This is a genomic window from Cyclobacteriaceae bacterium, from assembly GCA_030584025.1.
In the GTDB taxonomy this organism is placed as follows: Bacteria; Bacteroidota; Bacteroidia; order Cytophagales; family Cyclobacteriaceae; genus UBA2336.
This window is the reverse complement of the sequence record CP129487.1, coordinates 4,089,362-4,102,561: the sequence shown is the minus strand read 5'-3', so window position 1 is coordinate 4,102,561 and position 13,200 is coordinate 4,089,362. Positions and strand designations below refer to the sequence as shown.

The following is a 13,200-nucleotide window of genomic DNA, read 5'->3' as shown; positions in this document are numbered from 1 at the left end:
ATTCAATACCCATACTTTTCCTTCCACAACGCGCGTAAATATTTTCTTAACTCCTCTTCGCGCGCATTGTTGCCCGGTTCATAAAATTTGGTGCCCTTTATTTTATCCGGTAAAAATTCCATGTTCACAAAATTACCTTCATAGCTATGGGCATACTGATATCCCTTTCCGTAGCCCAACTCCTTCATCAGTTTGGTCGGGGCATTTCTTACCACTAACGGCACCGGCAAATCTCCGGTTTCGCGCACCAACTGCAACGCTTCTTCTATGGCCATGTAACTGGCATTGCTTTTTGGCGAACTGGCCAGATAAACGGCACACTGTGCCAGGATAATCCGCGCTTCGGGATAACCGATCACGTTCACCGCCTGAAAGGTGTTGGTAGCCATCACCAGTGCAGTCGGGTTGGCATTACCAATATCTTCCGATGCCAGGATCACCATTCTGCGCGCAATAAACTTCACATCTTCTCCACCCTCCACCATACGGGCGAGGTAATAGATGGCTGCATTGGGGTCGCTACCACGGATCGATTTAATGAATGCAGAAATAATGTCGTAATGCTGTTCACCACTTTTATCATAGATGGCGATTTTTTGTTGCGCTACGTTGGTGACCAATGCATCCGTTATCACCACCTTTCCGGAAGGCTCCGAATCAACGACCAACTCCAGCAAGTTTAACACCTTACGGGCATCACCACCAGAGAGTTGAAAAAGAGCTGTGTGCTCTTTCACGAGAACATCGCGTTGCCTCAGTTGACTATCATGGGTTAAGGCATGCCTCACTAACCGAAGCAAATCCTTTTCATCCAATGCTTTGAGTGTATACACCTGGCAGCGCGAGAGCAAGGCAGAGTTTACTTCAAAGGAAGGATTTTCCGTGGTGGCGCCAATTAAGGTAATGGTTCCCTTTTCAACTGCCCCGAGTAAGGCATCTTGTTGAGATTTGTTAAACCGGTGAATTTCGTCAATGAACAAAATCGATTTACCCGAAAGTCTTGCCTTTTCAATCACTTCGCGTACATCTTTCACTCCGGCACTAACGGCACTCAACGTGTAAAAAGGTTTTTTCACTTCATGCGCGATGATGTTGGCGATGGTGGTTTTGCCTACACCGGGTGGGCCCCACAAAATCATGGAAGGGATGTTTCCCAATTGCACCGCTTTACGAATAATCCCTCCGGCACCAACCAGGTGTTCCTGCCCTACCAGGTCATCCAGCGTGGATGGACGCATGCGTTCCGCCAAAGGTTGGTTTGCCTGAAAAATCATTACAGCAATATTAACGTTACCAACGCATTAATCACGAATGCGAATGTTATACAGAAGAAAAATATCCAGACTACGGAAAAGAATTTCAGAATGGTTTTGAATCGGGATTGGCCATACACCCTGCGCATGGATTTATACAAATAAAAATTGACGTATAGGAAAATAAAAAAGTTGATCCACTCAAGCCAACTCACCAGAGAAAACAACAATCCAAAAATGCCTGCCAGGAAAAGAAAATCGTAAAAGAACACAGTAAACACTAAATGCTCGGAGTAATAAAAATCCCTGCGGATGTACAACAGTTTTAAAATCAACGCAAAGATGGGCAGCAAAAAGAAAATCATTTTCGGGATGTTGGCCTGCAGGCTTTCACCAAAACTCTTCCAGATGGTTTTTTCATCCCAACCTCGTTGTTGTTTTAAGGTGATAAATTTCTTTTTGAAATAACGCTCCACGCTACCATCTCTTTTATCAACAGGCTTTGCGTTTTCAATGGAATCGTATTCGGCTAAGGTATTTGGATCAAAGCTCTCTCCGGAAACGGGATTCCACTTATCAGTTGTATTCAATGAGTCGAGAAAAGCACGCTTCTCTTCACGCGTCATCTCCCGACCATTGTCTGTTAAGTTCACTTTCTCTTCATCCGGAATAAAAGCAAAAATCAAAAAGAAGATGAAGCTCAGAAACACGTACATGCGTGCCGGATGATAATACCGCTCGCGTTTGCCTTCGTTGTATTCGCGAATAAGAATACCCGGTTTAAACAACAAGCTGCCAAACGTTTTGAAAAACTTTGACTCAAAACTGAAAAATGAACTAATAAAGTTCATAGAAAGATCGCCAACGGCCTGCCTGCGTGGCAAATCCTTCTGCCCACATTGTGAACAAAATTTACCCGTTAAGGGTGTTCCGCAGTTTAAACAATTTGGGTTGCCGGCAGTGTTGGCACCTTGCTCACTATCGACAATTGCTTCAGTAACCGGTAATGATTTGCCCAATTCGTCCATGTTCAAAATATAATGTTGAAAAATACGAAATCAATTGCGCGTTCAACCGGATTTGACTTGAATTTGGTTATTACCCAAGAGGGTTCTATTTTTGTGGCTCAAATCGCGGGGTGGAGCAGTTGGTAGCTCGTTGGGCTCATAACCCAAAGGTCGTAAGTTCGAGTCTTACCCCCGCTACTAAAACGAAAGCGATCTCTGCAAAATGGTGAGGATCGCTTTCTTTTTGAAATAGGTTCTGAGGGTTCGTAAACGTCAAATTTGTCGTAAGTTCGTCCCGATAACTATCGGGATACCCCCGCTACTCAGAACCCACGGCCTTATCGCCAGGGGTTTTTTATTTTCAAAAGCATGTCATCCAAATCATTCAAATCCGGTTTTGTAAGCATTGTGGGGAAGCCCAATGTGGGTAAATCAACCCTTATGAACAGGTTGGTGGGTGAGCAACTTTCCATTACCACACCCAAGGCACAAACTACGCGGCACCGCATTATGGGAATTTTGAATGGCGAAAATTACCAGATCGTGTATTCGGATACGCCCGGCATTCTGGAACCCAAGTATGCCTTGCATGAAGCCATGATGAACTATGTAAAAGTTTCACTGGAAGATGCCGATTTGATTTTATTGGTGGTTGCGCTTGAAGACAAATTTGAGCCGGAACTATTCGACCGGTTTAAAACCATGCAAACGCCTGTGTTGCTGATTTTAAATAAGATTGATTTGGCTAAAGGCTCGCAGGTGTTGGATAAATCAACCTACTGGAAAGAACATTTACCCAATCTTTCCGGTATTCTTCCGGTTTCGGCAAGTACGGGTGAAAATATTGGGCAATTGATGGAAACGATTATCCAGACCATGCCCGAGCACCCACCCTATTTTCCGCAGGATGAGCTTTCGGATAAAACGGAACGTTTCTTTGCCGGTGAAATCATCCGCGAAAAAATTTTTATGAACCTGGAACAAGAGGTTCCGTACAGCACGGAAGTTTCCATAACCGAGTTTTCCGAAACAGACGATATCATCAGGATGCGTGCTGAGATTTATGTGGAGCGTGACTCACAAAAAGGAATTCTTATCGGCAAGGGCGGAAGCATGCTGAAAAAACTGGGAATGGAATCACGCCAGGCCATGGAAGCCTTCTTTAATAAAAAGGTATTTTTGGAAACCCATGTAAAAGTGGCCGACAATTGGAGAAAACAAAAAGATAAATTAAGGAGGTTTGGATACCTGGATAGATGAGTTGATGTTTTAATGTGCTGATTCGTTAATCGGACAATCAAAAAATCAACACATCATCGAATCAATCCATCATCGAATCAAATATGGCAAACATTGTAGCAATAGTAGGAAGACCAAACGTAGGCAAGTCAACCTTATTCAACCGGCTGATTGAGAAGCGCCAGGCCATTATGGATGACATACCAGGCGTTACCCGCGATCGTCATTACGGATATGCCGAGTGGGTGGGTCATTACTTTACCGTTATCGATACGGGTGGTTACGTTACCGGATCGGAAGATAAGTTTGAGACGGAAATACGAAAGCAGGTAGCCATGGCCATTGATGAGGCTTCGGCAGTAATTTTCGTAGTGGATTGCAAAGACGGCCTTACCGGTTTCGATAAAGATTTTGCCAACGTTATCCGCGCCTCCAAAAAGCCGGTATTCATTGCAGCCAACAAAGCCGATACACCCGAAAAAACCGCCCACGCCATGGAGTTTTATGAGCTAAGCATGGGAGAAGTTTTTCCCATCTCGGCTGAAAACGGAAGCGGTACCGGTGAACTGCTGGATGAGTTGGTAAAGGTATTTCCAAGTGAGGGAGTTGAAGATCCAAACGCAGGCATTCCAAAAATCTCTATTCTTGGCCGACCCAACGTAGGCAAGTCATCCTTACTCAACGCCTTGTTGGGAACCGAGCGCAGCATTGTAACCGATGAAGCCGGTACCACGCGCGATGCCATACACAGTCATTATAAAATGTATGGTAAAAACTTTATCCTGATTGATACAGCCGGTATCCGCAAAAAAAGCAAGGTGCGTGAGGATGTGGAGTTTTATTCAGTACTCCGATCGCTTCGTGCCCTGGAAGAAAGTGATGTGTGTATTGTGGTGTTGGATGCCGAACGGAAAATGGAATCACAGGATGTGAACATCATCAGTTTGGCCCAACGGCAGGGAAAAGGCATGGTGATTATGGTAAACAAGTGGGATTTGGTAGAAAAAGACTCTAAAACTGCCGATGCCTTCAAAAAGGAAATTCTGGAAAAATTGGCCCCGATCGACTACATCCCCATCATTTTTGCCTCCGCTTTGAACAAGCAGCGCATTTTTCAGGTGGTGGAAAAGGCTGTTCAGGTGTTTGAGAACAAAACCAAGAAAATTCCTACATCACAGCTCAACGACATTTTATTGCCAGAAATTGAAAGGTATCCACCAGCTGCCATAAAAGGTAAATTCATCCAAATAAAGTACATCACCCAAGTAAATGCACGATTTCCATCGATTGCATTCTTCTGTAACCTGCCACAGTACATCCAACCTGCTTACGAACGTTATTTAGAAAATAAAATCCGCGAGCACTTTGATTTTGAAGGTGTACCTATTCGGTTAATATTCAAGAAAAAATAAAAAACTTACCCGCTTATCATTAGAAATCAGATCATTGTATATTTGCGGAGTTTTTAACAATAAAACCTGTAAACTATGAAAAAATTGATCGCATTGTTAGCTGTATGCGGTTTCGCATTTGCATTTGTAGCTTGTGGCGGCCAGAAGGCTGAAGAAGCTGCAACTGAACCTGCTACTGAAGAAGCTGCTCCTGCAGTTGAAGAAGCACCTGCTGCTGATTCTACTGCCGTTGAGGCTGATTCTACTGCTGCTGCTGAATAAGCTGTAGTAAAACCGTATTGAAAAGAGGCTTTAGAAAATTCTAAAGCCTTTTTTATTTTCAGCCCACAAAGGTCAATGAACGAAGAACACGTTTTATCAATTCTATCCAAACACATTCCCGAACAAGCAATCGGTTACTGCCTTTCGCTTTGGAAGGAAAAACCGTTTAAGCTCCACACCACCAAAAGCCGACAAACCAAAATTGGCGACTTTACCTGTAAGCGAGGAGAGCCGGTACGTATAACTGTAAATGAAGACCTGAATCCGTATTTGTTTTTAGTGACGTACATCCATGAGGTTGCGCATCATTATGTTTTTCAACAAGTCGGCAATCGCGTTGAACCACATGGCGCATATTGGCAACAAACGTTTGCCCAACTGCTCCAACCCATGTTAATACCTGAAATTTTTCCCGACAAATTGTTTCGTTTACTCAGCAAGCATATGCAACAACCCATGGCCAGCACGTTTGCCGATGTTGATCTCACCAAAGCTTTTCGGGAATTCGATCACAATGCACACGCACACATCGTACTCTCATCGCTGGCTGAAGGAAGTATTTTTCAACTCAATGGCCGCACCTTCAAAAAGGGGAAACTCAGACGCACACGTTTTCTCTGTGCGGAAGTAAAGTCAAAACGCCAATACCTGGTGCCGGCAGAAGCGTTGGTGAACAATGTGCAGCTAAGTTTTGAGCTGATCTGATTAAAATTTGTACCGCACAAACGCTTCCATAGCCTCATATTCAGCCAAACCAAGCTGATCGTATGCACGGGCCGTTGCCCGGTTTCGCTCTTCAGCTCTTACCCAAAACTCGCGGGCATCCGTTCCGGGAAACAATGCGCTGTCCTTCTGCGATTGGTGTTTGAAGATGGCTCTTCGCTTTCGTAATGATTCTTCCGGACTAAGCGGCACCGCCATTTCAATCTGATCGATGTCCCACTCCTGCCAGGCGCCACGGTAAAGCCACACGTAACAATTCTTCATCCATGCTTTTTTCTTTAACCGATCGATGGCTTGAAAAATAGCCGAGAGGCATACGCGATGCGTTCCGTGCGGATCGGAAAGATCACCGGCTGCATAAAGCTGGTGTGGCTTCACTTTCTCAATAAGCCTGGATATGATGGTGATATCCTTATCGCTCAGCGGTTTCTTTTTCACCAAACCTGTTTCATAAAACGGCATATCCAAAAAATGAATATTGGTTTCCGGAATGCCCACGTACCGGCATGCCGCTTTTGCTTCGCCACGCCTGATCAGTGCTTTGATCAGCATCACCTCAGGACTATCTATTTGTCCGGGTTGCTTTTTGCTCAACGATGCGCGGACTTTTTTGTAAAGCTGCTCACTTTTTGATTTGGTAAGACCAAACTGATCGCTGAAATCGTTGACAAAATCGGCAAAGCGAACCACATCATCATCAAATACAGCAATGTTGCCCGATGTCTGGTACGCTACGTGAACATCATGTCCCTGATCGACCAACCTGATAAATGTTCCGCCCATGGAGATCACATCGTCATCCGGATGTGGAGAAAAAATAATAACACGTTTTGGAAAAGGTTTTGCACGTTCAGGCCGATGGGAATCATCCGCACGAGGTTTGCCGCCCGGCCAGCCGGTAATGGTGTGCTGAAGTTCATTGAATACTTTGATGTTTACACTGTACGCTGAACCAAACGTAGTGACAATATCACCCATGCCGTGCTCATTGTAATCTGCATTGGTGAGTTTAAGCACTGGCTTATTTAGTTTTTGGCACAACCAAACAACCGCCTTTCTAATTTTTTTTGGTGTCCACGATTGTTGTGAATCCAACAACCAGGGTGTTTTGATTTTAGTAAGCGCTGCCGATGAAGCTTCATCCAATATAACCTGCGTATCGGAATGGAGTTGCAGAAAAGAGGCCGGAAGTTGATCGGAGACCGGACCTTCCATAGCGCGCTGCACAACCGATGCCTTACCCTCACCCCAGGCCATCAGGATGATGCGCTTTGATTTTAAAATCGTACCCACGCCCATGGTCAGTGCATTCCGTGGCACATTTTCTTCTCCGAAAAAATCACTGGCTGCGTCCATGCTGGTAACATGATCAAGCGTAATGAGTCGTGTGCCGGATTTTTCGCTTGAGCCTGGTTCATTAAAACCGATATGACCGGTTCGACCAATACCCAAAATCTGCAGATCAATGCCACCGGCTTGCTCAATCAGCTTATCGTATGAACGACAGAAATCCGCAATCTTATTTTTAGGAATGGTTCCGTCTGGAATATGAATATTCTTTTTCGGTATATCGATGTGGTCAAAGAGGTACTCCTTCATAAACCGAACATAACTTTGCAGCGAATCCGGTTGCATCGGATAGTACTCGTCCAGGTTAAACGTGTGAACATTTTTAAAACTCAGTCCCTCCTCGCGGTGCAACCTTACCAACTCGGTGTACACGCGTGTGGGTGATGAGCCTGTGGCCAGCCCCAACACACAGGGCTTGTTTTGCTTTTGTCGCGCCCGGATAAGGCCGGCAATTTCACCAGCCACATATAGGGAGGCCTCTTCAGATGATTTAAAAATCTTTACTGGAATTTTCTCCGGAACCGACTGCTGCATAGCGTTGGGATTTCTTGAAAGAGAAAGTTAACACCTCCTGACCGAAAACCTGATTCGGTTCGGGAAAAATTTTCGGATCAGGTCAATCGCCTTGCAATCAAGGTTTCAATCGTATCCACGAACGTTCTGGGGTGCATGGTTCGCCAGTTACCGATTTGCAACGTGCCACCCATGTTTATATACTGATCGATATGAAACTTCCGGAATTCTTCCTGAATAAAATCCGGGAAGGACACTGCCGCTATCCAGCCCGGCAATTCTCTTTCTTCCGTATCCTCCACCTCGTCAAACCACTCTTCGTAGTACGAATCATCAGAGCCATGGAAATTCATGATGTTCTCACCGATCAGAATAAATTTAGAAATGCCTGCAGCCAGCAATTCGTCAATGATGTTTCGCTTCAGGTGCATAATGTCATTGTTGATGGCATCATTCCATTCACCCAAAAATTCAATGACGGTTACACCCCGATGATAATCGGTGTAGAGGATTTTAATGTAAAGTGTTTCTGATCCCATGAAATCCCAGGCGGGATCAATGTAGTAGCCGTAAATGGTATCGGAGTATTGATCGAAGTTGTATTCTTTCTCAAAAAATGGAGAGCGGCTGTCTTCAGACGAGTTGTAATATTTTAACCAGTTTGAAAAAGGTTCGATGTCATGCATGACCAGTATAACTATCAATGACCCTGCGCACGTTGCCAAATTCCTTCAGCAATGTTTCAGCTTTTGGCTGATCTACACCCAATTCATCCATGATCATGCGCACACCCCGATCAATTAATTTGTTGTTGGTGAGTTGCATGTCCACCATTTTATTTCCTTTTATCCGACCCAATCGAATCATAACCGTGGTTGAAATCATATTGAGCACAAGTTTTTGTGCCGTGCCGGCTTTCATGCGCGTGCTTCCGGTTACAAATTCAGGCCCCACTATAACTTCAATAGGATAGTCAGCTTGATTTGCTAATGCGGTGCCGGTATTACACGTAATGCAACCGGTTATAATCCCCTGCGCTCTCGCATCTTTTAAACCACTAATCACATAAGGCGTTTTACCTGAGGCTGCAATACCAATCAAGACGTCCGCACTTGAAATGTTAAATTGAAGCAAATCCTTCCACGCCTGTTCCTGATCATCTTCGGCATGTTCAACGGCTTTACGAATGGCCCGATCACCACCGGCAATAATCCCAATTACCTTTCCGTGTGGCATACCATACGTGGGCGGAATTTCACTCGCATCTACAATGCCTAATCTTCCGCTGGTGCCCGCGCCTATGTAAAATAAACGCCCACCATCCTTCATTTTCGCCACGATAATCTCTACCAGCTTTTCAATTTGCGGAATTACTTTTTCAATGGCATCCGGAACAGTTTTATCCTCACGATTGATGTTCGTCAACAACTCGCGTGTGCTCATCTGCTCAAGATGATGATAGTGTGAAGCTGATTCGGTGGTTGACATGTTACGCGATATCTTTATTGTGATATAGGGTAAGCCCGGCAATCGGACTTTCCAGAATGTTTTTTAGTGTAATGCCTTTATCGTTTGCTACCTGGCGCAAAATGTCACTGAAGTAAAACGCAACGGAACCCACAAAGTGTACTTTCAACTCATTGTACCGTTCATACCGCATCACATTTTTCTCCATAAACTCGCTGAACCCATCATACACCAGCTTGTAACAATAAGGCTCCTTCAAATGTTGAAAAATAAAATGAGAAAAACTTCCCAAAAAACGGCTCGGCATTTCCTGGCTGTATACCCGGCTTAATATTTCATCCCGATCCATCGGAAATCTCTTTTTGAAATGATCCCAAAGCTTTTCGGGCAAATCCTTCCTGAGGTAATCGGCAACAATCCGCTTGCCCAACCAAGCCCCTGAGCCTTCATCGCCCAGCACATATCCAAGCGAAGTAACATTCTCAACAATACGAACACCATCGTAATAACAGGAGTTCGAACCTGTACCCAAAATGCAGGCAATGCCGGGATCTTCCCCACATAAAGCACGGGCCGCTGCCAGCAAATCGTGCCATACTTCAATGTGCGCATCGGTAAAATAACGTTCCAAAGCAGTGCGGATCATCTGTCGGTTCTTATCAGACGAACAGCCTGTGCCGTAATAAAAAATTTTCTTTACAGGATGTTTCACCTGCGGTACCAGTACTTCGCGTACTTCTTTATCGAATTGTTCAATGGGCTGGTAGTATGGGTTATACCCGATAGACTGTGCCTGTTCAATAGCTCCATTATTACCGAGCATGCGCCAATCGGTTTTGGAAGCTCCGCTGTCTGCAATTAAAATCATATGCACAAGTTACGAAATCATTAAATCCTGTTTCCCGAAAGGTAGAAACTAATAAACACCAAAGCCGCCTGCACCAGCATCATGCTATCCACCAGGGCGAAGTAATATTCAGAACGATCTTTAAAAATGCTGTCGCGGATTAGGATGAAAGCACCGAGGGCCGAGAGCACCATTGCGGGCAACACTTCCGGTTGTGCGGGCCAATAATGAATTATGGCGATGACCAAAAAAATCAATAACAACCAGCGGCAAAGGCGTTGCGATTGCTCTTTGCCCAACCGAAGCGGAATTGTTTTCAATCCACTTCGTTGATCCTGCTCCATATCCCGTATATCGAACATTAAGGCCAGCACAAAAACGAAAATCATTCGCTCAACAAATATCAACAAAACATGAAGGTCGATGGCTTGTTCCATCCGAACCACGGGTAGTAATACCGTTACGAGGCTCCATACTATAGTGATGACAAAAATTTTTACGTACGGAATTGTACGAAGCGTAACAAACTGCTTGTTAAACGGAACGATCGGGAATGTATACAGTAACGACAAACCGGCTAACGGAATAAGCATAACAATCACCTGCCATCTTGCCCAAAAAGCAACCGCCACCAAAATGAAAGTAGCTGCGAACAAAGCCACCATAAACCAGGTGATTGACCGCTTCATAGGCTTTGCAGCATACCGGCTCATATTATAAATGAGAAACGTTGACAGAAAAACCAAAAACAAATACGGGTGCACTTCCGGTTTTTGGTTTAGCAACAATTCCGTTTCCACTGAATAAGCAACGGCAATCAGCGCAATAAAAACCTGGGATTGAATCAGAAATTTCACGTGTTTACCAAACGGCCAATCACTTTGAATTTATCGAATACCTTATCGGTGTGGGGTGCGTCTTTCAATTCATCGGTCAAATCCTGCCCGGCCCAATGTTCATAGTGCTTTCCGGTTTTCCAGAGCCGTGAATGGGTAACGTCATAAATCATTCCGTGAAAGGCCACCCAAACCTGTGGCTTGTCCTGCCCGTTACGCAGCGCCAATTGTGCTGATGTATATGTGGGCAATGTTTCACTCATTATTTACCTGCCGTGATGTGACCGTAATCTTTAACAAGGGTGTATAAAAATTTAACCGGAGGTAAATCGGTTTGAATACCCAGGTTACTTTTTACTTTTTCTGTAACAGCCATTACGGGCTGCATATTTCCAGTGGTTCGGTTCACTTCAAGAGCCTGCTGAATCAACTCGATGTCGTTATCGTTTAATTGAATAACCTGTTGAAAAACCGGTACATAATTTTCTTCCGTGAGGGTAAACACTTCCTTTGCGGTAACCGCTTGTTGCTCTACCAACTTCACCACGGTAGTGCCCGCTGCAATGTCACCCACACGCTGACCTTTTCCGCTAATGGCAATGGTAAGTAACGCAATAGCGCCTGACATCAGGTCAATTTCAATGATCCGCAGCAACCAACGAATAATGTAATTGCCGATGGTGGGAGGTGTGCCATCCAGTCGCACCACCTTAATATTCATTTGCCGTTTACCCGGACTTTGTCCATTCATAAAAATTTCAAACAGCAGGTGATAGAGAAAAAGTGGAATCGAGATTAATGAAATAATGATAGCCGGTGAGCCTATCTCGCCAAAACCAATCACCAGAAAGAGCAAAATGATATAAGCGATCATGATGAGCACATCAATGAAATAGGCCAGAATCCGGTCGCCCAAACTGGCAACCGGGTAGTCTATCACAACATTCTGGGTGGTTCGTACACTAACGGTTTGCATCCCTTCAGAAAATCAATAATATTGAACAAACTTAAATCAGGATGCAAAGTAAAAATTTAATGTTTGCCGCGCTGCTGTTCGCAGCTGCCTGTGGCACCAAAGAAACAATTGATTATACCGCCATGCCCGAGGATGCCCTGCGCAAAGTGGCCGATTCGTTGGCGCATGCTTATATTATTACCGATGGGCACGTTGACCTGCCCTATCGGCTGAAGGTTCGGAACTTCAGGTTGGAGAAAGAATACCTGGGCATTCCCGTCCAGACCGATGACGGTGATTTCGACTATGAACGCGCCAAGAAAGGCGGATTGGATGCTCCGTTTATGTCTATTTATATACCTTCCAGCTACCAGCTTCAACCCGATATGGGCAAAGCGTTAGCCGATTCATTGATTGATATGATTCGTGGCATTGCTGATGCGCACCCGGATAAATTTGGTTTGGCAGGAACACCTGCCGAAGTGGACGTTCACTTCAAGGCTGGAAGAATTGCCTTGCCAATGGGCATGGAAAATGGCGCCCCGATTGGCAACGACATTGCCAACGTAAAGTATTTTTTTGATCGTGGCATTCGTTACGTAACGCTTACACACGGCAAAGACAATCAGATTTGCGACTCATCATACGATACACTTAACACCTGGAAAGGATTAAGTCCGTTTGGCGAGGATGTAGTTCGCGAAATGAACCGCGTGGGGATTATGGTGGATATCTCCCACGTATCCGACAGCACGTTTTACGATGTGTTGAAAATCACCAAAGCACCAGTCATTGCATCGCACTCATCCCTACGTTATTTCACGCCCGGCTGGCAACGCAACATGGCCGATGATATGGTGAAAACACTAAAAGGAAATGGTGGAGTAATTCAAATTAATTTTGGTTCAACGTTTTTGGATTCTGCCGTTTCAAAAGCCAATACCGAAAACCGGGAGAAACTTCAGGCCCTGCTAAAAGAAAAAGGGTTAAGCATGCGCGACTCCTTGGCCAGGCCCATTATTGATGAATTCAGAAAAGAAAATCCTTCGCTTTACGCGGATGTTAAAACCGTAGCCGATCACATTGATCGCGTTGTGGAACTAGCCGGTATTGATCATGTTGGCATTGGCTCAGATTATGATGGCGTAGGCGACAGTCTGCCAACCGGATTGAAAGACGTATCGCAATACCCGAACCTGATTTATGAATTGTTGCGCAGGGGCTACTCACCGGAGGACATTGAAAAGATTTGCTACAAAAATGTGTGGCGGGTTTGGAATAAAGTGATTGAAGTTTCAGGCCAATAGAATAAACATATAACGTTATACCCATAAAAT

The 13,200-nt window shown here is 44.7% G+C and carries 14 protein-coding genes and 1 tRNA gene; 6 read left to right on the top strand and 9 right to left on the bottom strand.

The genetic code is table 11. The features are described from left to right. Positions 1-2: 2 nt before the first annotated feature. Positions 3-1,274 carry a replication-associated recombination protein A gene (locus QY309_18580; GenBank protein ID WKZ59853.1) on the bottom strand — a complete coding sequence of 424 codons (1,272 nt, stop codon included), beginning with the start codon at positions 1,272-1,274 and terminating at the stop codon, positions 3-5. After that, positions 1,274-2,281: a DUF3667 domain-containing protein gene (locus QY309_18575; protein WKZ59852.1), complete on the bottom strand. Its 1,008-nt coding sequence runs from the start codon at positions 2,279-2,281 to the stop codon at positions 1,274-1,276. The genes QY309_18580 and QY309_18575 overlap by 1 nt, the downstream gene beginning before the upstream one ends. Positions 2,282-2,385: 104 nt before the next feature. On the opposite strand from QY309_18575, the gene QY309_18570 reads away from it, so the two are divergent. The 5 genes from QY309_18570 to QY309_18550 all read left to right on the top strand — a co-directional run bounded on the left by QY309_18570 (position 2,386) and on the right by QY309_18550 (position 5,877). Further along, positions 2,386-2,458, top strand: a tRNA-Met gene (locus QY309_18570). Positions 2,459-2,629: 171 nt separating this feature from the next. Then, the gene (gene era / locus QY309_18565; protein WKZ59851.1) at positions 2,630-3,520 is read left to right on the top strand and encodes a GTPase Era; all 891 of its coding nucleotides are present in this window, start codon (positions 2,630-2,632) and stop codon (positions 3,518-3,520) included. An 83-nt stretch (positions 3,521-3,603) separates the two neighbouring features. After that, positions 3,604-4,911 carry a ribosome biogenesis GTPase Der gene (gene der / locus QY309_18560; protein ID WKZ59850.1) on the top strand — a complete coding sequence of 436 codons (1,308 nt, stop codon included), beginning with the start codon at positions 3,604-3,606 and terminating at the stop codon, positions 4,909-4,911. Positions 4,912-4,986: 75 nt separating this feature from the next. Then, positions 4,987-5,172, top strand: coding sequence for a hypothetical protein (locus QY309_18555; GenBank protein WKZ59849.1), 186 nt, complete (start codon positions 4,987-4,989; stop codon positions 5,170-5,172). A 75-nt stretch (positions 5,173-5,247) separates the two neighbouring features. Beyond that, positions 5,248-5,877 carry a SprT-like domain-containing protein gene (locus QY309_18550; GenBank protein WKZ59848.1) on the top strand — a complete coding sequence of 210 codons (630 nt, stop codon included), beginning with the start codon at positions 5,248-5,250 and terminating at the stop codon, positions 5,875-5,877. Here QY309_18550 and nagB read toward each other — a convergent pair whose 3' ends face one another. From nagB to QY309_18515, 7 genes are all read right to left on the bottom strand, one after another. Continuing rightward, complete coding sequence (gene nagB / locus QY309_18545; GenBank protein WKZ59847.1) at positions 5,878-7,779, bottom strand: glucosamine-6-phosphate deaminase; 1,902 nt, start codon at positions 7,777-7,779, stop codon at positions 5,878-5,880. A 77-nt stretch (positions 7,780-7,856) separates the two neighbouring features. Next, positions 7,857-8,444 (bottom strand): hypothetical protein, encoded by a 588-nt coding sequence (locus tag QY309_18540; protein WKZ59846.1) that lies wholly within the window; start codon positions 8,442-8,444, stop codon positions 7,857-7,859. Beyond that, a complete protein-coding gene (gene murQ, locus QY309_18535; protein ID WKZ59845.1) occupies positions 8,437-9,246 on the bottom strand; it encodes an N-acetylmuramic acid 6-phosphate etherase in 810 nt (269 codons plus the stop codon). Before murQ ends, QY309_18540 begins: the two co-directional genes overlap by 8 nt. Position 9,247: 1 nt before the next feature. Beyond that, a complete protein-coding gene (locus QY309_18530; GenBank protein ID WKZ59844.1) occupies positions 9,248-10,093 on the bottom strand; it encodes an N-acetylglucosamine kinase in 846 nt (281 codons plus the stop codon). A gap of 20 nt (positions 10,094-10,113) precedes the next feature. Continuing rightward, positions 10,114-10,929 carry a UbiA family prenyltransferase gene (locus QY309_18525; GenBank protein ID WKZ59843.1) on the bottom strand — a complete coding sequence of 272 codons (816 nt, stop codon included), beginning with the start codon at positions 10,927-10,929 and terminating at the stop codon, positions 10,114-10,116. Then, entirely contained in the window at positions 10,926-11,171 is a 246-nt protein-coding gene (locus QY309_18520) for a cytochrome b5 domain-containing protein (GenBank protein WKZ59842.1), read from the bottom strand. Before QY309_18520 ends, QY309_18525 begins: the two co-directional genes overlap by 4 nt. Further along, positions 11,171-11,884, bottom strand: coding sequence for an RDD family protein (locus QY309_18515; GenBank protein ID WKZ59841.1), 714 nt, complete (start codon positions 11,882-11,884; stop codon positions 11,171-11,173). Before QY309_18515 ends, QY309_18520 begins: the two co-directional genes overlap by 1 nt. A gap of 41 nt (positions 11,885-11,925) precedes the next feature. Here QY309_18515 and QY309_18510 point away from each other — a divergent pair, with 41 nt between their 5' ends. Continuing rightward, complete coding sequence (locus QY309_18510; GenBank protein WKZ59840.1) at positions 11,926-13,170, top strand: dipeptidase; 1,245 nt, start codon at positions 11,926-11,928, stop codon at positions 13,168-13,170. The last annotated feature ends 30 nt before the right edge of the window (positions 13,171-13,200 follow it).